General features: G+C 50.9%; 19 protein-coding genes and 2 pseudogenes. 13 read left to right on the top strand and 8 right to left on the bottom strand.

The genetic code is table 11. The annotated features are described in order from the left end of the window. Positions 1-74 precede the first annotated feature (74 nt). From cysT to H4O27_RS05690, 4 genes are all read left to right on the top strand, one after another. Positions 75-911, top strand: a complete 837-nt coding sequence (cysT, locus tag H4O27_RS05705; protein WP_165010753.1) for a sulfate ABC transporter permease subunit CysT — start codon at positions 75-77, stop codon at positions 909-911. Between the two features lie 43 nt (positions 912-954). Beyond that, positions 955-1,812 (top strand): sulfate ABC transporter permease subunit CysW, encoded by an 858-nt coding sequence (gene cysW / locus H4O27_RS05700; RefSeq protein ID WP_165010751.1) that lies wholly within the window; start codon positions 955-957, stop codon positions 1,810-1,812. Continuing rightward, positions 1,809-2,882, top strand: a complete 1,074-nt coding sequence (locus H4O27_RS05695; protein ID WP_165010749.1) for a sulfate/molybdate ABC transporter ATP-binding protein — start codon at positions 1,809-1,811, stop codon at positions 2,880-2,882. The genes cysW and H4O27_RS05695 overlap by 4 nt, the downstream gene beginning before the upstream one ends. 120 nt (positions 2,883-3,002) lie before the next feature. Next, positions 3,003-4,202 carry an acetylornithine/succinyldiaminopimelate transaminase gene (locus H4O27_RS05690; protein WP_255525201.1) on the top strand — a complete coding sequence of 400 codons (1,200 nt, stop codon included), beginning with the start codon at positions 3,003-3,005 and terminating at the stop codon, positions 4,200-4,202. 84 nt (positions 4,203-4,286) lie between these two features. On the opposite strand, the gene H4O27_RS05685 is transcribed toward H4O27_RS05690, so the two are convergent. After that, positions 4,287-4,949 (bottom strand): carbonic anhydrase, encoded by a 663-nt coding sequence (locus H4O27_RS05685; protein WP_165010744.1) that lies wholly within the window; start codon positions 4,947-4,949, stop codon positions 4,287-4,289. A 280-nt stretch (positions 4,950-5,229) separates the two neighbouring features. Here H4O27_RS05685 and H4O27_RS05680 point away from each other — a divergent pair, with 280 nt between their 5' ends. Together H4O27_RS05680 and tpx are read left to right on the top strand one after the other, a co-directional pair. After that, positions 5,230-6,231 (top strand): adenosine deaminase, encoded by a 1,002-nt coding sequence (locus H4O27_RS05680; protein WP_165010742.1) that lies wholly within the window; start codon positions 5,230-5,232, stop codon positions 6,229-6,231. A gap of 34 nt (positions 6,232-6,265) precedes the next feature. After that, complete coding sequence (gene tpx, locus H4O27_RS05675; protein ID WP_165010740.1) at positions 6,266-6,763, top strand: thiol peroxidase; 498 nt, start codon at positions 6,266-6,268, stop codon at positions 6,761-6,763. Positions 6,764-6,830: 67 nt separating this feature from the next. On the opposite strand, the gene H4O27_RS05670 is transcribed toward tpx, so the two are convergent. Continuing rightward, positions 6,831-7,157 (bottom strand): YegP family protein, encoded by a 327-nt coding sequence (locus H4O27_RS05670; protein ID WP_165010738.1) that lies wholly within the window; start codon positions 7,155-7,157, stop codon positions 6,831-6,833. Positions 7,158-7,478: 321 nt separating this feature from the next. Beyond that, positions 7,479-8,194, bottom strand: a protein-coding gene (locus tag H4O27_RS05665; protein ID WP_193004398.1) for an IS5 family transposase whose coding sequence is annotated in 2 segments (ribosomal slippage) — positions 7,479-7,894 and positions 7,894-8,194 — 717 coding nt in all. Because the reading frame shifts where the segments join, the coding sequence is not laid out codon by codon here. A gap of 29 nt (positions 8,195-8,223) precedes the next feature. On the opposite strand from H4O27_RS05665, the gene H4O27_RS05660 reads away from it, so the two are divergent. Further along, the gene (locus H4O27_RS05660) at positions 8,224-8,445 is read left to right on the top strand and encodes a DUF5131 family protein (RefSeq protein WP_206224787.1); all 222 of its coding nucleotides are present in this window, start codon (positions 8,224-8,226) and stop codon (positions 8,443-8,445) included. Between the two features lie 172 nt (positions 8,446-8,617). Here H4O27_RS05660 and H4O27_RS05655 read toward each other — a convergent pair whose 3' ends face one another. Then, positions 8,618-9,190, bottom strand: coding sequence for an IS1595 family transposase (locus H4O27_RS05655; protein WP_165009912.1), 573 nt, complete (start codon positions 9,188-9,190; stop codon positions 8,618-8,620). Between the two features lie 202 nt (positions 9,191-9,392). Further along, complete coding sequence (locus H4O27_RS05650) at positions 9,393-9,551, bottom strand: hypothetical protein (protein WP_165009914.1); 159 nt, start codon at positions 9,549-9,551, stop codon at positions 9,393-9,395. A 303-nt stretch (positions 9,552-9,854) separates the two neighbouring features. Here H4O27_RS05650 and H4O27_RS05645 point away from each other — a divergent pair, with 303 nt between their 5' ends. From H4O27_RS05645 to H4O27_RS05620, 6 genes and pseudogenes are all read left to right on the top strand, one after another. Beyond that, the gene (locus H4O27_RS05645; RefSeq protein WP_165007838.1) at positions 9,855-11,630 is read left to right on the top strand and encodes a ShlB/FhaC/HecB family hemolysin secretion/activation protein; all 1,776 of its coding nucleotides are present in this window, start codon (positions 9,855-9,857) and stop codon (positions 11,628-11,630) included. A gap of 69 nt (positions 11,631-11,699) precedes the next feature. After that, the gene (locus H4O27_RS05640; RefSeq protein WP_193004362.1) at positions 11,700-19,205 is read left to right on the top strand and encodes a two-partner secretion domain-containing protein; all 7,506 of its coding nucleotides are present in this window, start codon (positions 11,700-11,702) and stop codon (positions 19,203-19,205) included. Then, positions 19,205-19,576 carry an interleukin gene (locus H4O27_RS05635; RefSeq protein ID WP_193004360.1) on the top strand — a complete coding sequence of 124 codons (372 nt, stop codon included), beginning with the start codon at positions 19,205-19,207 and terminating at the stop codon, positions 19,574-19,576. Before H4O27_RS05640 ends, H4O27_RS05635 begins: the two co-directional genes overlap by 1 nt. 75 nt (positions 19,577-19,651) lie before the next feature. Beyond that, positions 19,652-20,725: a VENN motif pre-toxin domain-containing protein gene (locus H4O27_RS05630; RefSeq protein ID WP_226883454.1), complete on the top strand. Its 1,074-nt coding sequence runs from the start codon at positions 19,652-19,654 to the stop codon at positions 20,723-20,725. Position 20,726: 1 nt separating this feature from the next. Next, positions 20,727-21,266, top strand: a complete 540-nt coding sequence (locus H4O27_RS05625; protein ID WP_165011092.1) for a hypothetical protein — start codon at positions 20,727-20,729, stop codon at positions 21,264-21,266. Next, positions 21,263-23,470 (top strand): annotated as a pseudogene (locus tag H4O27_RS05620) (hemagglutinin repeat-containing protein); the annotation flags it as partial. The gene H4O27_RS05625 and the pseudogene H4O27_RS05620, both read left to right, overlap by 4 nt. 17 nt (positions 23,471-23,487) lie before the next feature. On the opposite strand, the pseudogene H4O27_RS05615 reads toward H4O27_RS05620, so the two are convergent. The 3 genes and pseudogenes from H4O27_RS05615 to H4O27_RS13370 form a co-directional block, all read right to left on the bottom strand. Then, positions 23,488-24,006 (bottom strand): annotated as a pseudogene (locus H4O27_RS05615) (IS630 family transposase); the annotation flags it as partial. Further along, complete coding sequence (locus H4O27_RS13585; RefSeq protein ID WP_371870282.1) at positions 24,002-24,130, bottom strand: hypothetical protein; 129 nt, start codon at positions 24,128-24,130, stop codon at positions 24,002-24,004. The pseudogene H4O27_RS05615 and the gene H4O27_RS13585, both read right to left, overlap by 5 nt. Then, on the bottom strand, positions 24,123-24,311 hold the full coding sequence (locus tag H4O27_RS13370) for a helix-turn-helix domain-containing protein (RefSeq protein WP_255525197.1): 189 nt from the start codon (positions 24,309-24,311) through the stop codon (positions 24,123-24,125). Before H4O27_RS13370 ends, H4O27_RS13585 begins: the two co-directional genes overlap by 8 nt. Positions 24,312-24,339: the final 28 nt, after the last annotated feature.

The raw sequence follows: 24,339 nt of genomic DNA, 5'->3' as shown, positions 1-24,339 counted from the left end.
AACAAACCATTCTTTCCCTTTTTCAGACGGCTTCTATAAAGTGACGCCCGTAATCACTATTCTGTTATCGAACCATGTTATTACTGAAAACCCCCAGCGTCTTACCGGGCTTTAAAATCAGCTTAGGGCTGACCGTGTTGTGCTTGTCGCTTTTGGTCGTGTTGCCGTTTGCGATGATGGCCGCCAAAGCAGGCGAAATCGGTTGGACGGCTTTTTGGCAAACCATTGCCGAACCCAACGTTTTGGCAGCGGTATGGCTGAGCCTGAAAATGTCGTTTTACGCCATGTTGACCAATATCGTGTTCGGTACTTTAGCCGCGTGGGTGTTGGTGCGCTATGAGTTTCCGGGCAAAAGTCTGGCCAACGCGTTGGTGGATTTACCCTTTGCCCTGCCTACTGCCGTCACCGGTATTGCCTTGGCAACTTTATATGCGCCGAATGGCTGGATTGGACAATGGTTCGAGCCTTTGGGCATCAAAATCGCCTTTACGCCCATCGGTATTTGGATTGCGCTGGTGGTAGTAAGCCTGCCGTTTATCGTGCGTGCCGTGCAGCCGGTGTTGGAAGAATTATCGGGCGAATATGAAGAAGCAGCGGCTACTTTGGGCGCCAACCGCTTCACCACTTTCCGCCGTGTATTGCTGCCGGAAATTATGCCGGCCTTGATTACCGGCGCCGGCATGATGTTTGCCCGCGCCACCGGCGAATACGGCTCGGTGATTTTTATTGCGGGCAATATTCCGATGGTTTCCGAGATTTTGCCGCTGATTATTACCGGCAAATTAGAACAGTTTGATGTGCGGGGCGCATCGGCAGTGGCATTGTTTATGCTGATGATTTCGTTTGCGATTTTGTTTGCGTTAAACGTGACCCAATGGGCATTGAGCAAACGTGCCGGCGCCAAAGCCTGATAGGCCGTCTGAAAACTTTTGGAATAGAAAAAAGACATTCATTATGCAAACCCATTCTTCCAATCCAAATCTGACCGAACCGCGCTGGCTGCGTTTGACCTTAACCGCGATTGCCTTGTTATTCCTGCTGGTGATGCTGGTTGTGCCGCTGGTGGCGGTGTTTTACGAAGCCCTAAAAGGCGGTTGGGATTTGTATGTGCAATCGATTACCGATCCCGAAGCATGGTCGGCCATTCAATTGACCTTGATTACCGCCGCCATTGTGGTGCCGGTGAATGCCGTGTTGGGCATTGCCATGGCTTGGCTGCTCACGCGCTTTGATTTCCGTGGCAAACAATTGTTGACTACTTTGCTCGATTTGCCGTTTTCCGTGTCGCCGGTAGTGGCCGGTTTGATGTTTGTGTTACTGTTCGGCGCACACACCGCTTTGGGTGGCCGGCTCGAAGCACAGGGCATTCAGATTATTTTTGCCATCCCGGGCATCGTGTTGGCGACTTTGTTTGTGACCTTCCCGTTTGTGGCGCGCGAACTGATTCCGCTGATGCAGGCACAAGGCGATAGTGAAGAGCAGGCGGCCTTGATTTTAGGTGCGAGCGGCTGGCAGATGTTTTGGCGCGTGACCCTGCCCAATATCAAATGGGCATTACTCTACGGCGTGATTCTGACCAATGCGCGTGCCATGGGCGAATTCGGTGCCGTCAGCGTAGTATCCGGCCATATCCGCGGCGAAACTAACACCATTCCGCTTTTGGTGGAAATCTTTTACAACGAATACAATTTTACCGGCGCCTTTGCCCTATCCGGCGTATTGGCCTTATTGGCCTTAACCACCCTAGCCTTACAAAACTTCATTACCAAAATGCAAGAGAAAAAACTCGCCGCAGCGGAGAGAAACGCATGAGCATCACCATTGAAAACTTAAACAAACATTTCGGCAATTTCCACGCACTGAAAAACATCAATCTAAACGTACCGACCGGCAAACTGGTTTCGCTGCTCGGCCCGTCCGGCTGCGGCAAAACCACGCTGTTGCGCATCATTGCCGGCCTGGAAACTTCCGACAATGGCAAAATCCTGTTCGACGGCCAAGACGTCACCGACAAACACGTGCGCGACCGCAAAGTTGGTTTCGTATTCCAACATTACGCCTTGTTCCGCCACATGAACGTGTTCGATAACGTAGCTTTCGGCTTGACCGTATTGCCGAAAAGCGAGCGCCCGGGTAAAGAAAAAATCCGCGCCAAAGTGGAAGAATTATTGGGCTTGGTGCAGCTTTCTCATTTAGCCAAATCTTATCCGCACCAGCTTTCAGGAGGCCAGCGCCAGCGTATCGCCCTTGCGCGCGCATTAGCGGTAGAGCCAAAATTGCTGCTGTTGGACGAACCATTCGGCGCACTTGATGCCAAAGTTCGCAAAGAGTTGCGTACATGGCTGCGCGACATTCACCATAATCTCGGCGTGACCAGCATTCTCGTCACCCACGACCAAGAAGAAGCCTTGGAAGTATCCGATGAAATCGTGGTGATGAACCACGGCCACATCGAGCAAACCGGCAGCGCAGATCACATTTACCGCCAGCCGGAAAACGCATTTGTCACCGAATTTCTGGGCGAAACCGATGCCTTTGAAGGCCGCATAGAAAAAGGCGTGTGGCATTACGGCAGCTACCGGTGGTCGCTTGACCGCCAATACAAATGGCAGGAACAATTGGCCACCGGCTATATCCGCCCGCACGAATGGCAAATTGCCCAAACAGGCCAAACGCCGATGATCACCGCCGCAGTTGAAAAAATCCACGCCGTAGGCGCGTTGACCCATATCACCGTCAAGCACGACAACCGCGACGTGCACATCAACCTAGCCGGCAGCGATGCCGCCAGCTTGGCCTTGTCCGTGGGCAAAGAGCTGGCTTTGGTGCCGAAACAGATCTATATCTTTTCGCAAAACGAATTGATCGAATACTCGATTTGATTATGATCACAAAAGGCCGTCTGAAAATATCCTTTTCAGACGGCCTTTTGTCTTGAAAATCGTTAACAATCGGCGCATAATCAAACGCTCGTTTCAGCGAAAAACATTCAATCCACTTCAATAAAGGAAGCCGCCATGAGCAACTATCTCACCCCCAATTTCTCATTCGCCCCAATGATTCCCGAACGTGCTTCGGGCAGTCGCGTATGGGATACCGAAGGGCGTGAGCTGATTGACTTATCAGGCGGCATTGCGGTGAATGCCTTGGGACACAGCCATCCCGAGTTGATAGATGCGCTGAATCAGCAAGCGCAAAAGGTGTGGCACATTTCCAATATCTACACCACCCAGCCTGCGCAAGATTTAGCCCGCCGCTTGGTAGAACACAGCTTCGGCGACAAAGTATTTTTCTGTAATTCAGGCGCCGAAGCCAATGAAGCCGCGCTGAAGCTTGCACGCAAATACGGCCGCGACCATTTCGGCGGACACAAAACCGAAATCATCGCCTGCGTCAACAGCTTCCACGGCCGCACGCTGTTTACCGTATCCGTCGGCGGCCAACCGAAATACAGCCAAGATTACGCGCCGCTGCCGCAAGGCATCACCCATGTTGCCTTTAACGACACCGCCGCGCTCGAAGCTGCCGTCAGCGATAAAACTTGTGCCGTGATTATCGAGCCGATTCAAGGCGAAAGCGGCATTTTGCCTGCCACGCAAGCCTATCTCGAAGCTGCCCGCCGCTTGTGCAGCCAACACAACGCCTTGCTGATTTTTGATGAAGTGCAAACCGGCGTTGGCCACACCGGCAAACTGTTTGCCTACGAACATTACGGTATAGAACCCGACATCATGAGCTTGGCCAAAGCCCTGGGCTGCGGCTTCCCGATTGGCGCGATTATCACCACCGATGCCATTGCCCCAACCTTCGGGCCCGGCACGCATGGTTCTACATTCGGCGGTAATCCGTTAGCCTGCGCCGTTGCCAACCGCGCATTCGACATCATCAACCGCGCTGAAACCCTGAATCATGTGCAAGTCCAAGGCAAAAAACTTCAAACGGCCTTACGACAAATCGGCGAACGCACGGGCGTGTTCAAACAAGTCCGCGGCATGGGCTTGCTGCTCGGCGCCGTGATGGCTGATCAATATGAAAACCGCGCCGGCGAAATCTTCAACGCCGCCCTAAAACACGGCCTGATGGTATTGGTTGCCGGCTCTAATGTCGTGCGCTTCGCCCCCTGCCTGCTGCTAACCGATGAAGATTTACAAGAAGGCATGACGCGATTGGAAGCCGCGATTAATGAGTGGTTAACTGCTTAAAGGTTACGCTTATCTATGATCAAAAGGCCGTCTGAAACCAATTTTCAGACGGCCTTTAATTCTGTGTCTAAACCCGTCACTCCGTCACGGCTGCGGGACGCTCCAATCGCTGTCGGTCAAATCATAGATTTTCTGAATTTCTTTTAGAATATTATCAAAATCGATATTCAAATCTTTCAGACGGCCTGTGCGGATATCAAATACCCAGCCGTGTACCACCGGAAATTTTTCCTTCAAATAACGTTTTTGCACGCCGGCGCTTTTGATGACGTTGATGCATTGCTCTTGTACGTTTAATTCGACTAAGCGGTCGTAACGCGCTTGCTCGTCTTCTATCGCATCCAATTCTTCGCGGTGCAGGCGGTATACGTCGCGGATACAGCGCAACCAAGGATTGAGCATGCCGTAATCTTTAGCCTGCATGGCGGATTTTACGCCGCCGCATTCGTAGTGGCCACACACGACGATGTGTTTCACGTTCAAATGGTAAACCGCATAATTGATGACCGAAGCCACGTTAATATCAATGGCATTGACCATATTGGCAATATTGCGGTGCACAAATACTTCACCCGGCCGCATGCCCATCATGTCTTCAGCGGTCACGCGGCTGTCGGAGCAGCCGATATAGAGATAATCAGGGGTTTGGTTGATGGAAAGTTTATCGAAAAAATGCGGGTCTTTGCGCAATTGCTCCTCGGCCCATCGACGGTTGTGTTCAAAAATATCTTGTTTGGTTTTAGACATTCTATTTTCCCGGAAACAGACTAATGAGAAAGTCTAGGCTGATTTGTCCGATTAGACAAGTCCGAAGGCAGAGAAAGACCGTCTGAAAGTCGGGCTGCCGCCTAAAGCAGCAATCGTGATTAGCTTTAAGTACCAATCACCGGCAAGAAAATTCAGCCATGCCATATCTGCGCCATACAGAATCTTACACTCGCAAACATTGACTGCATAAATTGAAAAGACGACAATCGATCAACGAATAACGGCTGCCAATAAAGGCCGTCTGAACACGAAAGCCATCATGACACGTAATGAATTAATCGCCGCCCTACCCAAAGCAGAACTCCATGTGCATATCGAAGGCACGTTTGAGCCGGAATTGATGTTTGAAATCGCCCGCCGCAATCAAGTTGGCCTTCCTTATACAGATGTCGACGAAGTCCGCGCCGCTTATGATTTTCACAATTTGCAGTCTTTTTTGGACATTTATTATGCCGGCGCTGCGGTGTTGCTGCATGAACCCGATTTTTATGATTTGACCCGCGCCTATTTGCTGCGCTGCCGTGAAGACAATGTCACCCATACCGAGATTTTCTTTGACCCTCAAACCCATACCGATCGTGGCGTGGCATTTGAAACGGTGATTAACGGCATTGACCGTGCCTGCCGCGATGCCGCGCAAGAATGGGGCATTTCCAGCCACCTGATTATGTGTTTCCTGCGCCATTTGCCGGAAGAATCGGCATTTGAAACCTTAGCGCAGGCTTTGCCGTTTCGCGACAAAATCATCGGCGTGGGCTTGGATTCGAACGAAGCCGGTCATCCACCTTCTAAATTCGAACGTGTATTTGCCAAAGCACGCGAACATGGTTTGCTGACCGTGGCGCACGCCGGTGAAGAAGGCCCGCCCCAATATGTGTGTGAAGCCTTGGATTTACTCAAGGTCGCACGCATCGACCACGGTGTGCGCTCGGAAGAAGACGATGCGCTGATGCAGCGGTTGATTGAGGCGCAAATGCCGTTGACGGTCTGCCCGTTGAGCAATCTGAAGTTGAAAGTGGTCAATCATTTGAGCGCGCACAATCTGCACCGCATGCTGCAGCGCGGTGTATTGGTAACGGTGAACTCAGACGACCCGGCCTATTTCGGCGGCTATGTAAATCAAAATTTCATCGAGCTGGCCGAGGCTTTGGATTTGAGCAATGACGACATCCGCACGCTGTGCAAAAATTCGTTCAAAGCCTCGTTTATCAGTGATGCGGAAAAAGAAGCATGGTATCGTCGTATTGACGAAATCCATTAGCCGTAGGACTTAACTTAATCAGAAAGGAATCAACATGGCTCAAGTAACCTTTAAAGGCACTCCTGTAGAAGTAGGCGGTACCCTGCCCCAAGTCGGCCAAACCGCCCCTGCATTTACCTTGGTAGCCACCGATTTATCCGAAAAAAATCTGTCGGATTTTGCCGGTAAGCGCAAAGTACTGAATATTTTCCCAAGCATCGACACAGGCGTGTGCTCGAAATCGGTACGCGAATTCAACGAACGCGCCGCCGGCTTGGACAACACGGTTGTCTTGTGTATCTCAGCCGATTTGCCGTTTGCTTTGGCGCGTTTCTGCGGTGCCGAAGGCATTGAAAACGTGATTTCGCTTTCGACTTTCCGCTGCAAAACCTTCAAGCAAGACTACGGCACAGAAATTCAGTCTTCCCCGCTAAAAGGCTTAAACGCTCGCGCGGTGGTGGTTTTAGATGAAAACGATCAAGTGCTGCACAGTGAATTGGTGCCTGAAATCGGTGAGGAACCGAATTACGATGCGGCTTTGGTTGTGTTGTAAGCATCAATAAATAATCAAGGCCGTCTGAAATTTTCGTTTCAGACGGCCTTGATTATTTAGAATTGGCTTAACCTTCCAACACACCGGCCAAAGCGGCTTCTGCTTTCACTTTGGCAATCGCGGCTTCACGCGCGGCTTCGCCGGGAAACAGCGGGCTGGTACCGATGACTTGGCCGTTGGTGGCTTTGAGATTAAAGTAAAATTTGCCGTTGTTGCTTTCCTTTAACTCATAGCGTGCATCTTCGGCAGAATTTTTACGAATCGACTCGATACCGTTTTGCGCAGAAGCTTTGCTGTTGTATTGCTCACTTTTCAATAAGGTCTTATCATCATCGCCCAGCAGGCTGAAGCTGAAATGACCATCACCGCTCTTACGTAATTCAAATGCTGCCATACTTACACTCCTTTTCGGTTGGTTGTGCCGCGTTCTGACGCAGGGTGGGAAATGAAAGATATTCCTAATAATATAAAAACAGCTTGCAACCGTGTCAATCAAATATATGCAAACTTTGTAGATAGCGGCTTCGTGATGATATAAATCAGACCGAGAGCTTTAAAAAACTCCAGATTTGAGCACAGTTCCAAGTTATAGCGGCTTAGGAAGCGTAGAAATATCACAGGCTTTCGAGCGGCGCATAACGAAAGAATGTGCCAAAGATGGCGGTTTTGCAAGGTCTCAGATGTAGAAAATCCTAGGGGCTGTCGACATTCAAGTTTACCTTAATCGCAATACGGCAGCCGCAAGGTAAATATTGGCAGTAAAAGACTGGCCGGTTTTTTCTGCATGCATCGCAATCTTCTTGAATTCTTTGAGTTTGCAAAAAAAGTTCTCAATCAAATGTCGCCAGCAATACATCATCTTGTCGTGTTCCCGCTGCGATTTGCGGTTGTTACGCGGCGGAATAACCACCTTACTCCCCCTTTCGGTCAGCTCTTCGACCAGCCTGTCGGCAGCAAAGGCTTTATCCGCCAACAAAGCATCAAATTCCTTATCTTTAATCAGCGGTTCTACGCCGCAAATGCCATTGCGCTGACCAGGCATCAGTTTGAAGTCAATCAGGTTCCCCAAAGCAGCCGCCATAGCCAAAATCTTGGTCGTCATTCCGCCTTTGGATTGGCCGATGGTCTGATTTCGAGTCCCCCTTTTGCATCCTGACCGTGGCGGTGAACTTTGACGATTGTGCCGTCAATCATGACATACTCCATATCGAGATCACGGTTCGGTTCTTCAAAAATATGACGAAAACGGTCGGCCAAAACCCATCTGCGGTAGCGTTTGTGGATACTTTTCCAATTGCCGAACTCTTCGGGCAGATCGCGCCAAGGACTGCCGGTACGGATAATCCATAGTATGGCTTCTATAAATAATCGGTTATCGACAGCGGTTGGGCCGGCATCGCCAACTTTTCCTTGGCATAAAGGCCCAATTATTGCCCACTGTAGGCCCTAGGGAAATTGATTTGACCCATATCCACTGGGTTATTGTTGGCGGCGAATCTGGCAGCAAAGCCAGACTAATGAGTATAGATTGGGTTGAAAATGTGCGCCTACAATGCTCAGACTCAGGAGTTGCTTTCTTTTTTAAACAATGGGGCGGCTGGGGAGCCGACGGCAAAAAACGGGCTAAAAAAGCAAATGGCCAAGAATTGAATGGGCGCACCTGGAATGAAATGCCAATATAACGATCTGATTTTAATATAAACATAAAAAATACAAAGGAACACCAAATGGCTTACCGTCCATATAGCTGGAGTCATGGCCCGGCCGAAATACAACAGCACAGTGTTGCAAAATTAAAGGGGCTGACGTAGATTAGCCCTAAACACCACACCAAATTCGCAGAATTTTTAACTGCTATTTTAGTGTGCCAAAATTAAAACAAAATTCGCATTCTTTCAAGAATAAGGGAAAAGATTTACGGTCAATTCCGTTGTATTTTCTCAGAACACGTTTTGCTTGGTTCCGGAAATTCCCAATGCCGTTAATGTGGTTTTGACACTCTGCAAAAATCTGTGAATGATTGATGCGATGATGAATAAATTCGCTCACATCAAGCACATCACAGCTTTTGTAACAGTCCGTATAAACAATACTATCAGGCATGATTTTTCTTTTAATAACAGGTAGTAAAGTATCTTGTTTGGTGTTTTCAACCACAACGGTATAGACCTTACCATTGCGTTTTAAAATACCAAAAACAGCCGCTTTACCAGCCGCACCGCGACCGCGTTTACCCTTGCGTTGTCCGCCAAAATAGCTTTCGTCCAGCTCAATAGAGCCATCAAAAACTTCGTCTGCTTGAAGTGCTAAATGGTAGGCAATCGCTTGACGGATTTTGCGGTAAAACAACATAGCACAATTAGATTGAATACCGAGTATATCCGCTGCTGAACGAGCAGTAACTTCTAATACAAAAAACTGAAGCAACTTTTGCTGTGTAGATTTACTGTGTTGTAATGGGTTATCTTCATTTTTTGAGTGTAACCTAACTGCTAATCTACGTCAGCCCCATTTTCTATGCAGACTATATTGGCAATCGTTGGTATTGTTCGTACTTCAATGACAGTGATGATAACTGAGTGAATAACGAAGAATAACAAAAAGGGCAGCTATCTTGCTGCCCTTTTTGTTATTCAGATAACGCATCCTCAACCACAGCCAAGCTCCTGTAAAATGCGGTCTTCCCTTCCTTGCTCTGAAGCTTGGTACCGCCGCTGAAACTCAGGCGCACCGAGCATTCACTCAAGTCCGGCGATTCTTCCACTTCGATGATATGGGCAATGGCCATCGTCTTTCCTTTCTCTATCTGATATTGGCAATTTCATTCAGGGTTTTGCCGCGATATGCGCTGATGGGCAGCAACCTGAACTGGAATGGTTAGGATTCCACCTACTGTCACGCAATTCATCCCCCATCTAAAAACCAAGGTAAATCAAAAATAAAATATTGATTATTTTGAATAAAATAACAAATTTATTGCAAATCGGAATGGCCGGCTATCCAAATAACCAACCTTTAATCATGTAAACTTTGCTTTTCTTTACCTTATTCCAATAACATGGCTCGCTCAACCACCTTACAGGTTCCAAGCATGTCCGCCTTTCACTATTCTTCAGACTGCCGCTCATTGATGTTGTCGTTCGCTTTGCTGGCAACTGCTGCCATGCCCGCGCTGGCTGACGAAAGACAAGCCGGTTTGATTCAGCAAGAACAAGCCCGGCAGGAACAGCAGCGTTTGCGCCAACTCGAGCAGCAGATGCAGTCGGCACCGGATGTGCGCCTAGACCGAACCGCAGAAGCCGTTTCTTCATTGCTGCTTCCTCAAAACGAAACGCCTTGTTTCCCCGTTCAAGAAATCACCTTAATCGGCGATTCTGCCGCCAAATTCCAATTTGCACTGAATAAAGCCATCAAACAATCCGGCTTCCAACCGGGCATGTGTCTGGGTGCGCAAGGCATCAACCACATCATGACGTTAGCACAAAACGCCGTTATTGACCGCGGCTATACCACCACGCGGATTTTGGCTGCGCCTCAGGATTTGAATTCCGGCAAATTGGAATTGACTGTCTTCCCCGGCCGCATCGGTCAAATCCGTTTTGATGAAAGCCATGCCGCAGAAACCCATGTCGGTCGGATTACCGCATTTCAAAACGAATTTCCTGCTGATTCAGACGGCCTGTTGAACCTGCGCGATTTGGAACAGGGTTTGGAAAACCTCAAGCGCGTTCCGACTGCCGAGGCAGATATCCAAATCATGCCGTCTGAAAAAGCGGATGTGAGTGATGTGGTGGTGCAATGGCGGCAGCGCACCCTTCCCTACCGCCTGACTTTGGGTTTTGACAATTCGGGCAGCAAGGCCACCGGCCGCTATCAGGGCAATATGACTTTCTCCGCCGATAACCCTTTGGGTTTGAGTGATTTGTTTTACGCTTCGTATAACCGTGATTTAGGCACACGTTCGGCAGATACCGATTCAGACGGCCATACGGTCAAAGGCGGTACCAACGGCTATGCTTTCCATTATTCCGTACCGTTCGGCAAATGGCTTTGGTCATGGAACCACAGCTACTACCGTTATCATCAGGCGGTAGCAGGCGATTCTGAGGTGTATGACTACAACGGTAAAAGCTGGAACAGCGATGTCGGCGTGAGCCGCCTGCTTTACCGTGATGCCCGCCGTAAAACCCATGCCGCGTTCAAATTGTGGCAGCGTGAAACGCACAGCTTTATCAATGATGCGGAAATCGAAGTGCAACGCCGCCGCACGGCCGGTTGGTCTGCTAATTTAAGCCACAAGGAATACATCGGCCAAGCCACGCTGAATCTGGGCTTGGGTTACAAACGAGGTACGGGGCGGAACAACAGCCTGTCTGCGCCCGAAGAAGCCTTCGGCGAAGGCACGTCCCGCATGAAAATCCTTACTGCCGATACCGGTGTGAATGTGCCGTTTAAAATCGGGCAGCAAAACTTTGCCTTCGACAGCAACTTCCATGCACAGTGGAACAAAACACCATTAACGCCGCAAGACAAACTGGCCATCGGCAGCCGTTATACCGTGCGCGGTTTTGATGGTGAAACCACTTTATCTGCCGAACGCGGCTGGTATTGGCGCAACGATTTATCTTGGCAGTATCATCCGAGTCATCAGCTTTATGCGGGTTTGGACGCCGGCCGTGTCTCCGGTCCTTCTGCGCAATACCTGTTGGGGCAAAGTCTGAGTGGTGCGGCCTTAGGTGTGCGCGGTCAAAGCAAAGTGGGCGGAATACTTTCTTACGATTTTTTCGCCGCCAAACCGCTGCACAAACCCGACCGCTTTCAAACGGCCAACACCACGTTCGGTCTCAATCTGAATTACAGTTTCTAATCCCTTTCCTACCCTCATGCCGTCTGAAAACACAGGCACGGGGGTATTTCCGCTTTATAGGAACCCGCCATGAACAAAACCTGCTACAAAGTCATCTTCAATAAAAAGCGCGGCATGATGATGGCTGTTGCCGAAAACACCGCACGCGACGGTAAAAACGTGCAAGACGGCAAAGCGGCTATTTCAGACGGCCTTGCGGGTGCGGCCAAGTTTCAGATACAGATGGCGGCGTTCTCGGTGTGGCTGGCGGTCGGTTCGGCTGCTGTCAGCCCCGTGTGGGCAGCAGGGCTTCAGGCCGACAAATCCGCGCCTTTGGGCCAACAACCCACCGTTTTGCAGACGGCCAACGGTTTGCCGCAAGTCAATATCCAAACCCCGACCGCAGGCGGCGTATCGGTTAACCAATACCGCCAATTCGATGTTGACAAACGCGGTGCCATATTGAACAACAGCCGCAGCAACACGCAGACCAAATTGGGCGGCTGGATACAGGGTAATCCGTGGTTGGCACGCGGCGAAGCCAAGGTGATTGTGAATCAGGTCAACAGCGTCAGTCCTTCACTACTCAACGGCTATATCGAAGTGGCCGGCCGTCGTGCCGAGGTGGTATTGGCCAATCCTGCCGGTATCCGGGTGAACGGTGCAGGCTTTATCAATGCGGCGGGGGTAACGCTTACCACAGGCAAACCGCTGTTTGACAACGGCAATCTCACCAGTTTCCAAGTACGCGACGGCGATATTGCCGTCAACGGTGACGGCTTGGATACCTCAGGAGCCGATTACACCCGCCTGCTTGCCCGCGCCGCGCAAATCAATGCCGGCGTATGGGCAAAAGATTTAAGCGTGGTATCGGGCAGCAACGATGTGGCGACCGACGGCAGCCACACCCAAGTTTCAGACGGCCGCCCAGCTCCTGCCGTGGCCATCGACACCGCGCAGCTGGGCGGTATGTATGCCAACAAGATTACGCTGGTTTCCACCGACAAAGGCGCAGCCGTTCATCATGCCGGTCAAGCCTTTGCCACCGCTGGCGGTGTGACCCTGAGTGCCGACGGTAAAATCGGTAACAGCGGCAGTATTGCGGCCGCCGACAATACGCAACGCTCGAGCGCAGCGGCGCGTGTAAATATTCAAGCCACGGCGTTTGATAATAGCGGCACCTTGTCATCACAAGGAAAAACCGCGATTCAAAGCCCGAAAGTCGGCAACAGCGGCCTGATCACCTCATCCGACGAACTGAATATCCGCACACAAAACCTCGACAACCGCCAAACCATACAGGCTGCCCGTTTCGACATCGAAACCGGCCGTCTGAACAACAGCGGCGACATGGCGCAAACCGGTTTGCAAAGCCTCAATATTGAAGCCGGCAAATTGAACAATAGCGGTTTAATCGCTTATGCCGGCCAAGACCATGTTTCCGGCAACGGCGGCAATACTGCCCCAAGCACGCCTGCCACACCGACCACCGCCGCCGCGTCAGGCCGAATCCAAACTCAAAATGATGCGGCTGCCGTACCGCTGACCTTGGCCGAAGGCCGTCTGAAGGTTTCAGACGGCCTGGAAAACAGCGGCAGCATCACCGCCAACGGCGGCGTGGATATCCACGCCGCAAACAGCTTGGGCAACACAGGCAAACTACATCTGAACAAACTGGCCGTTGGCGGCAGCCTGCTGGATAACCGCGAAGCCGAAATCATCAGCCGCCAGGCCGAGATTACCGCGCAAACCTTGGACAACCGCCAAGGTAAACTGACCGCTGCCGAAACGCTCACCATCCGCAACCAAACCACCGATAACCGCGAAGGTACCCTGCAATCCGGCGGTAGTTTGGCTGCGGCCGTCCAAACCTTGGACAACAGCAACGGCCGACTCACCGTCAACCGACAAGCCGGTATCAAAGCCGCAGCCCTGCTCAATCAAAGCGGCCAAATCGACACAGGCCGTCTGAAAGCCGAAGCCGCCCGTCTAGACAATACCTCAGGCCAAATCCGCAGCGATGAAATGACCGAGCTCAAAGTTTCAGACGGCCTTGACAACCAACGCGGCCTCATCGGTTCGGCCAAAGACGTGAAAATACACGACGGCGGCAGCCAAAGTCTAAGCATCAACAATGCATCAGGCGAAATACTCGCCGAACAACACCTTGATATCCAAGCCAAAACACTGACCAAGCAAGGAGAGCTGGCGGCCAACCGAAACCTGTCGCTCAATCTTAAAGACAGCTTTACCGCCGCACAAGACATCCGTGCCGGACAAGGTTTGACCGTCAGCAGCAAAGGCGGCATCCACAACAGCTACACGCTGGAAGGCAGCCGTTTCGTACGCTTGGAAGCCGACCACATCGACAACACCGCATCCGGCACCATCCAATCCGGCAGCGACACCCGTCTCAAAGCCGACAACATTACCAACCGCGGCTTAATCAACAGCAACGGCCTCACCCTCTTGGATGCAGGCAATACCGTACTGAACATCGGCAGCGGACGCGTGTATGGCGACTGGGTGGCGATTGAGGCCGAGAAGCTGGTGAACCAAGAAGAAACGGCCAATGGCGAAACCAAAGCCGCCGTCATTGCCGCGCGCGAACATTTGGCCGTGGGGGCGAAGGAGATTACCAATCAGGAAGAAGCGAAGCTTTCCAGCGAAGGCAGTTTGAATATTGGCGGCAGTTTGGATGAGCAGCATCAGGCGCAGGGTATGGCTGATCGTTTGATTAATGCCAGTGCCACGATTGAAGCAGGAGGAGACGCACGGATTGGGGTGAAATCATTAAAAAATCTAAACAATCATTTCCGGACCGGCGAATATTTAGACAGCAGTAAACATATTATTTCCTATACCAAAGCCGGGGAAGCGGAACCATTCTTTACCGAAGGCAAAGACGGTACGACCCGCAAAGAACGACATGATTTCGGCTTTATCTACAATGACGGTACCGAGCAATGGCTGCACAAATACGCTGTTCGCCAATACTATCAGGCTGATTATATTCAAGATATTTACAAACAGAAAATCGTTGAAAACCGTCCCGGCCAAATTCTTGTAGGCGGCAACCTTAACGTTGAAGGAAAATGGTTAAACCATAACAGTATGATTCTGACCGGCGGCACAATTACCGATAAAACCAACATCAATAACCAGGCTGCTAAAGATACCGTCCGCACTGTTAATACCGGTATGCTGCGAGGCGGCAGTTATGATAGGCACGGTTCCCGAGGCCGCCGTCATATTGAGTTTGACAAAGAAAGCAGCCATATTCCCAATCCGCCGGACACCCACCCCGACTTTACAACCAAAGTTTCCGATGTACAGGAATACAGTACCCTAACATTAACCGGTAATGCTGCCGAACAGGCCAATCTCTCTCCAACCGCCGTTACTCACGGCGGCAGCACCCCCGCACCCATTAAAACCCTCAACACCGATACCAAGCTGCCGACATCCAGCCTGTATGCCGTCAACCCGGCCCACCCGTCGTATCTGGTCGAAACCGATCCCGCCTTTACCAACTACAAACAATGGCTGAGCAGCGACTATATGCTCAATGCCCTCAAACTCGACCCAAGTAGAATGCACAAACGCTTAGGCGACGGCTATTACGAGCAAAAGCTGGTAAACGAACAAGTTGCCCGCTTAACCGGCTACCGCCGCCTCGACGGTTACACCAACGACGAAGCCCAGTTCAAAGCACTGATGCAAGCCGGCATCACCTTCGCCCGCGAACAGCAGCTCACACCGGGCATCGCCCTTTCGCCAGAACAAGTAGCACGCCTCACTTCCGACATTGTTTGGCTGGAAACCCAAACCCTTACCTTAATCGACGGCAGCACGGTTGATGTGTTGGCACCCAAAGTCTATCTCACCGTCAAACCCGGCGACATCAATGCCCACGGCGGTTTGATCAGTGCCGACCGACTGGCGATGAACGGCACGGGCAGCATCATCAACAGCGGTACGTTGGCCGGGCGTAAAATCGCCGACCTATCCGCCACCGACATCACCAACAGCGGTGTGGTTCAAGGCGGTAAAGTGCGCTTACGCGGCCAAGATGTGAACATCGAAGGCGGCACCGTCGCCGCCGACACCCTGTTGGCCGTCGAGGCCGACCGCCTCCGCGTTGCCTCCACCACGGCTACCGGTGGCGATGAGCGCAACGGCCAAACCCAAATCGACCGCGTTGCCGGTTTGTATGTCAACAACGCTTCAGACGGCCTCTTAAGCCTCAAAGCCAACCAAAGCATCGACTTCGTCGCCGCCAATCTGCGTAACGAAGCGTCCAAAGGCAAAACCCAAATCGTTTCAGACGGCCGCATCGATTTGGGCACCGCCAAGCTCGAAGCCCACAGCAAATGGGGCGAACTGAGCGATAAAAACCACCGCCATGTTGCCCAAACTTCCGAAGCGGGTACCGTCATCGGTGCGGCCGGCGATATCCTGCTTTCCGCCAAAGACGATTTGACCGTCCGCCAAGGCAGCATCGCCAGCGATAAAGGCAGGGTTACCCTCTCCGGCCGCAACGTCGACATCAGCGAAGGCCGTCAAACGCTGGATTTGGACGAATCAATCTACACCAAATCGCGCGGCATCGCTTCCAAAACAACCGGCCTCGACCAATACCGCCGTCAGCACGACGAAGCGGTCGGCAGCGAAATCAGCGGCGGCAAAGTGTTGATTGCAGCCGATAACAATTTAACCGTACGCGGCGGCAACGTGGTTTCAGACGGCCTGACCGTGTTGACGGCGGGCAATGATGTCAACATCACCGCCGCGCAAAGCACCTATAACGACAGCGAATTCCACCAAACCAAAAAATCCGGCCTGATGGGTTCGGGCGGCATCGGTTTTACCGTCGGCAGCAAAAAAGACACCGCCGACAGCGGCAGCCGTACCCGGGTGAATCACGGCTCGACCGTCGGCAGCTTAACAGGCGACACCGTCATTTCTGCCGAACAAAACTACCGCCAAACCGGCTCGACCGTCTCCTCGCCCGAAGGCGACGTACTGATTCGTGCGCGCAACATCGACATTAAAGCGGCGCAGGATACTTACGCCACCGACTACCGGCAGACCCTCGAACAAAAAGGCCTGACCGTAGCGGTCAACGTGCCCGTCGTTCAGGCCGTACAAAGCACAGCAGCCGCTGCCAAAACCGTCGGCAAAAGCAACAACGGCCGCGTCAATGCCATGGCCGCGGCCAATGCCGCATGGCAGACACGCAAGTTATTGGCCGAAGAAAGCAGTCCCGACAACCTCAAAGGCCTGGCAAACACCGCTGCCGCCCTATCCGCCGGCGATTGGCAATCTGCAGCAAACGCATCCAACGTCAGTGTCTCCCTTACCTACGGCCAACAAAAAAACACTGCCCAAAGCCACAGCGAAGGCAGTACCGCCCAAAGCAGCCAAGTCATCGGCGGCGGCCAAGTCAGCCTGATCGCCGACGAAGGCCGTCTGAACATCACCGGCTCAGATGCGGCCGGTAAAGAAGGCACATTATTGCGCGCCAAAGACATCGTACTGCAATCGGCCGAACAGAGCCACAGCGAACGCAGCGACAACCGCAGCAGCGGCGGGAACGCCGGCGTTGCCGTTGCATTTCAAAGCGGCAAACCGGTTATCGGCTTTACCGCCGGCGGCAACCACGGCAAAGGCTACGGCAACGGTGACGACGTAACCCACCGCCATACCCACATCGGCGACAAAGACAGCCGCACCGTCATCCAAAGCAGCGGCGACACCACCCTCAAAGGCGCGCAGGTAAAAGGCAAAGGCGTTGCCCTTAGCACCCGAAACCTCAACATCGAAAGCATACAGGATAGCGCCGTCTACCGCAGCAAACAGCAAAACCTCAGCGGTTCGGTAACCGTCGGTTACGGCGCATCCGCGACTGCCGGCTACAACCAAAGCAAAACCAACGCCGACCACCGCAGTATCAGCGAACAAAGCGGCATCTTTGCCGGTGACGACGGCTTCCAAGTCAACGTGGCAAACCATACCGACTTAAAAGGCGGCATCATCACCGCCACCGAAACAGCCGAAAGCGAAGGCAGAAACCGCTTTCAGACGGCCTCAATCAGCCACAGCGACATTGAAAACCACAGCCGCTATGAAGGCGACGGCTTCGGCATTGGCGTATCAGGCAGCATCAGCGGCCAAAGCCTCGGCCAAACCGCACCTGCTGCCGACAGCCGCATCCAAACCGTCGCCGCTAAAAACGGTATCGACAGCAGCATCGGCTACGGCAGCGACGGCGACAGTCAAAGCAGTGTTACCAAAAGCGGCATCGGCACGCGCAACATCATCATCGGCAACGATACCGACGGCACACAGGCAGCAGCGGCCTACACCGGCACCCGCAGCGAAACCGCCGAACAAAACTCAGGCCGTCTGAACAACATCTTTGACAAAGAACGGGTGCAGAGCGAGATTGATTTACAGCGGAAGGTCAGTCAGGAATTCAGCAAAAATGTGCAGTCGGCCACCGGCGAAATCAACCGCAAACTGGATACGCTGAAAGAGCAGAAAGAAAAAGGCCTTATCAGCGAAGCCGAGTACCGGCAAAAAGCCGGTAATTGGCAGAAAGGCAAAGTGCTGCTCAACAGCATCGCCGCAGGCTTAAGTGCGCCCACCCAAAGCACAGCAGGCATTGCCGCCGCAGCGGCAAGCCCGGCCGTATCCTATCAAATCGGGCAATACTTCAAAGGAGTGGCGCAACAGAATTCAGACGGCAAACTTACCGGTAAACAAGAAACCGCCCATATACTTGCCCATGCGGTATTGGGCGCAGCAACGGCAGCGGCGGGAGACAACAACGCCCTGGCCGGTGCCATCAGTGCCGGCAGTGCCGAAGCCGCCGCACCGCTAATCGGCAACTATCTCTACGGCGAGAAAGACGGCAGCAAGCTGACGGCGGAGCAGAAAGAAACCGTAACGGCGATTACAAACCTGTTGGGAACGGCTACGGGTGCGACAATCGGAGACACAACTGCCAACGCGGTGCAAGGCAGTCTAAATGCGGATAGTGCGGTGGGGAATAATTATGGAGTAAGTGCCATATCCAAAGGAAGACGGGTTATCCGCATCATTCAAAGAGGCGGGCGGCTTACCCCTAAAGATGCATTACCCGTTGCGGAGGCAGGGCTTGTTGTTGCTGTGGCTTGTGCAATAACGGGCAATTGTGATGCTTCACAGGTATTAAAAGACGTTTGGTCCGGAGAGTTTGAAGACAGTTATATGGCTTCGGGCAATACAGATAATGCAAATGACAAAAAAACAAATGCACAATCTGCCGCTGTTTCGCAATCATCAGCGGGGGCACCTATGCCGCCTGATGATGAGGATAGCAATGGTAAACAGTCTAAAAAAATGACTGATAAACAAATTCAAGAAATGACAGGAAATAAAAACTGGCATAAAACAAACATTAAAAGAAATATTGTTAGAAGGTATAGCAAAGAATTACGTGGTTCTAACAATTTTGATTTTTATAGGAATCCCAAAAATGGGGATATTTTCATTCAAGGAAACAAACCAAACAGTCCTCGTATAAAAATTAATATTCAGGAGTTTTTATAATGTATGCTAGATTTACTATAAATGTAACAGGAGAAAATTTTAATCCCACTGAAGTACTATCAGGTCTAAAGACTTCTTTAGTCATTGATGATTTTGGAATAGGCTATCTATATTTAGTTCATAAAAATGAATTTTCGTCAGAGTTTCCTGACATTAATTACGAAATAGAATTTGTGAAATTTTTTGAAGAAAATTCCCATCTACTAAAGGCAAAAGGAGCTGATACGTTTAGTATATTTATGGATATTTATTATTCAGATCAGTGTAATTTCGAGATATTCAATAAAGATTTATTAAATAAATTAGCAAAGCATAGCGTTAGTCTTCCAATTAGCGTATTCAAAGAAGAAATTACGGATGATAATTTATGATTAGTAAGCCATAGCCTGAAAGCTCTTACCAAAGAAGCGGAACAAAAAGTCGCCGAAGCCCTGCAAAACGGCGATTTGGCCGCCTACCGCGAGGCCGTACAAACCGCCAATGAACACCATCAAAAGGCCGACAACTGGCAAAAAGGCGGCGTAGCCCTAGCTGCCGTGGCCACGGGCTTATCCGCACCGAACGACAGCGTAGCAGGCATTGCCGCCGCCACTGCAAGTCCGGCAGTATCCTATCAAATCGGACAACACTTCAAAGAACTGGCGCAACAGAATTCAGACGGCAAGCTTACCGGTAAACAGGAAACCGCTCACATCCTCGCCCATACGGTATTGGGCGCGGCGACTGCTGCGGCGAGAGACAACAACGCCCTGGCCGGCGCCATCAGTGCCGGCAGTGCCGAAGCCGCCGCACCGCTAATCGGCAATTACCTTTACGGCAAGAAAGACGGCAGTAAGCTGACGGCGGAGCAGAAAGAAACCGTAACGGCGATTACAAACCTGTTGGGAACGGCAACGGGGGCGGCAGTCGGAGACAGCACAGCTAATGCGGTGCAAGGCAGTCTGAATGCGCAGGGGGCGGTGGAGAATAATTATGGAGTAAGTGCCATATCCAAAGGAAGACGGGTTATTCGTATCATTCAAAGAGGTGGGCGACTTACCCCTAAAGATGCATTACCCGTTGCGGAGGCAGGGCTTGTTGTTGCTGCGGCTTGTGCAATAACGGGTAATTGTGATGCTTCACAGGTATTAAAAGACGTTTGGTCCGGAGAGTTTGAAGACAGTTATATGGCTTCGGGCAATACAGATAATGCAAATGATAAAAAAACAAATGCACAATCTGCCGCTGTTTCGCAATCATCAGCGGGGGCACCTATGCCGCCTGATGATGAGGACGAACAAGTTAAAGATTATAAATCTCGAGATTTAAAAACAGGGGATAGAATTGATTTGTCAAAATTCACGAATCGAGTTAGCCAAAATGGAGCGAAAGCAGAATTTAGAGATCCCAAAACCGGCTGGCGAATTTCGCCTGATCGAGCTGGAGGACGAAGTCATGGCGGAAGTGCCTGGAAATTACTTGATGCCAAAGGAAGAAGAATTGGTACAATTACTAAAGATGGAAAATTCTTGAGAGATTAATATGAAATATTTTGATTTGAAAAATGAAATGATATTTGATAGTTTGAAAACAGTTTTTGAAAGCAAAAACATTACAGGTCAATATATAGATGTTGAGGAAGAATATTTAGCCGAAAGTCAGAATTTTGATGTTCTAACCATATCTTATTTTGACCATTTTTTAAGTGAATACGAGTATAGTAAAGAACAATTCGTTTCTTATTCATCAGTATTTGAACATCCTGACTATATATATGAAATAGAAAAAATATTTGATAAATTTTTTCAAATATTCTCTTTTATATATGATGAAAATCAAGGTGATGTTTATGCAGAATGTTCTGCCCCTGTTCAAGTAATTAACAATAAAGAACAATTCATGAGAAGCATACTAAATGCATTAAAGGAGCGCCCTATAGGCACTTTTGTTTTTATAAATATCCAAGTAACTGTTTCTATCGGTTATGATTTTACTCATAAAATATATTTAAAATCAAATTCTTATATTAAAAATAGATTGATTGATGTTATTCTTGCACAAGGAATTTATTTATTGTCATAACCCTCTTGGCAGGCAACACCCTCCATGCCAAAGCAGCCGAAGTCGGCAGCACCGGCGGCGGCAATAAATTAGTCATCACCGACAAAGTCAAAAATCATAACGAAACCGCCCAAAGCAGCACTTTTGACGGCAAGAAAGTGATTATGCAGGCAGGACACGATGCCCGTATCAGCGGCAGCAACGTTATTTCCGATAACGGCACCTATATTCAGGCAGACAACAACGTCCAAATCGATACAACCCAAACACACAGCCAAAGCGAAACATATCACCAAACCCAAAAATCGGGTTTGATGAGCGCAGGCATCGGTTTTACGGTCGGTACCAAAAAAGAAGCATCAGAAAACCAATCCCAAAGAACAGAACACACAGGCAGCACCGTAGGCAGCCTGAAAGGCGATACGACCATCGTTGCCGGTAAGAAATATACCCAAATCGGCAGTAACGTTTCCAGCCCCGAGGGCAACAACCTGATTGCCGCCCAAAGCATAGACATCGAAGCCGCACAGAACCGGTTTGACAGCACCTCCGTCCAGACCTACGAACAAAAAGGTTTAACGGTGGCATTCAGCTCGCCCGTTACCGATTTGGCACAACAAATCAATTCAGTCGCACAAAGCGGCAAACAAGTCGGACAAAGCAAAAACGACCGTGTCAATGCCATGGCAGCCGCCAACACAGGCTGGCAGGCCTACCAAGCCGGAAAAAGCGCACAAAACGTAGCCGCCGATCCTAAAAAAGCAGCCAAACAAGTCAGCGTTTCCATTACCTACGGCGAACAAAAAAACCGGCAAACAACACAAGCACAGGCAACAGAAGCCCAAGCCTCACAAACCCTTGCCGGTGGCACAACCACATTGATTGCCACAGGAGCAGGCAAACAATCCCATATCAACATCAAAGGCTCGGATGTTGCGGGCAAAGCCGGAACCGTTCTCATTGCCGACGGCCCAATCAATCTCCAGTCTGCCGAGCAAACCGGCAGCGAGCGCAGTAAAAACAAATCCGAAGGCTGGAACGCAGGCGTTGCCGTTTCATTCGGACAAAACGGTCTTGCCTTCGGCTTTACCGCCGGCGGCAACCACGGCAAAGGCTACGGCAACGGTGACGACGTAACCCACCGCCATACCCACATCGGCGACAAAGACAGCCGCACCGTCATCCAAAGCAGCGGCGACACCACCCTCAAAGGCGCGCAGGTAAAAGGCAAAGGCGTTGCCCTTAGCACCCGAAACCTCAACATCGAAAGCATACAGGATAGCGCCGTCTACCGCAGCAAACAGCAAAACCTCAGCGGTTCGGTAACCGTCGGTTACGGCGCATCCGCGACTGCCGGCTACAACCAAAGCAAAACCAACGCCGACCACCGCAGTATCAGCGAACAAAGCGGCATCTTTGCCGGTGACGACGGCTTCCAAGTCAACGTGGCAAACCATACCGACTTAAAAGGCGGCATCATCACCGCCACCGAAACAGCCGAAAGCGAAGGCAGAAACCGCTTTCGGACGGCCTCAATCAGCCACAGCGACATTGAAAACCACAGCCGCTATGAAGGCGACGGCTTCGGCATCGGCGTATCAGGCAGCATCAGCGGCCAAAGCCTCGGCCAAACCGCACCTGCTGCCGACAGCCGCATCCAAACCGTCGCCGCTAAAAACGGTATCGACAGCAGCATCGGCTACGGCAGCGACGGCGGCAGCCAAAGCAGTGTTACCAAAAGCGGCATCGGCACCCGCAACATCATCATCGGCAACGATACCGACGGTACACAGGCAGCAGCGGCCTACACCGCCACCCGCACCGAAACCGCCGAAGCGGATTCGGGCCGTCTGAACAACATCTTTGACAAAGAGCGGGTGCAGAACGAGATTGATTTGCAGCGGAAGGTCAGTCAGGAATTCAGCAAAAATGTGCAGTCGGCCAACAGCGAAATCAACCAAAAACTGGATACGCTGAAAGAGCAGAAAGAAAAAGGCCTTATCAGCGAAGCCGAGTACCGGCAAAAAGCAGGTAACTGGCAGAAAGGCAAAGTGCTGCTCAACAGCATTGCCGCAGGCTTAAGTGCGCCCACCCAAAGCACAGCAGGCATTGCCGCCGCAGCGGCAAGTCCGGCCGTATCCTATCAAATCGGACAACACTTCAAAGAACTGGCGCAACAGAATTCAGACGGCAAACTTACCGCTAAACAAGAAACCGCCCATATATAGTCAATCCCACAAATTTAAATAACATTCCTAAACAACTCATCCACAGACACCACCCCAAGTTTTCTCCGTCTCGCCTTTAACCAAGCCCATTTCTTTTCGATGGGATTCAAGTCAGGGCTGTAAGGCGGCATCCATAGGACGGTATGCCCCTTTTCCTTCAGCAAGGCTTCTGCCTTACCCTTATGAAACGCCGCATTGTCCATCACCACTACACTCTCGGGTGGCAGTTGCGGGATCAGTAACCGTTCTACCCAAGTGTCGAATATCCTGCTGTTGATGGAACAGTCAAACAAACCGACCGCAAACAGTTGATTATCATACAGCGCACCGATGGCATTAGTCTGATTACGTCCCTGCCGGTCATGGGTATCAATACACCGTCTGCCTTTTGGGGCATAACCGTAAGGACGGTGGACGGAAGCTCTGAATCCGCTTTCGTCCAGCCAAACAATCGGACGCTGTTTCAGTTGGAAACGGTGTCTGAGTCTGATAAAGCGTTTTCTGAGCCGAACATCTGCTTTGGGGTGTTTATTGGTCTTTTTTTCGGCTGATTCCGTATCTTTTCAATGCCTGGTGGATGCCGTTGGTCGAACAGTTGAGCCGTTGTGCCCGTTCGTAGCAATAGGCATCGGGGTATTGTCCGACGTCTCTAAGCAGTGCTTCTTTGGTAATTTTGAGGGGTTTTCTGTCTTTGGGGATAGCCTTTGGGAATGGGATTCTTTTTCCATTTGAACACGGTATCGCTGCCGATGCCGAGCTCTTTGGCTACTTGACGGATGGAGAGGCCTTGGGCGAGTTTGGCTAAGGCCAGTTGGCGGAAGTCTGTTGAATAGGTCATGGGGGAGATTGTAATTTATATTTGGGGG

The sequence above is a fragment of the Neisseria yangbaofengii genome (genome assembly GCF_014898075.1).
Classification (GTDB): Bacteria; Pseudomonadota; Gammaproteobacteria; order Burkholderiales; family Neisseriaceae; genus Neisseria; species Neisseria yangbaofengii.
This window is presented reverse-complemented; position numbering and strand designations above follow the sequence as displayed.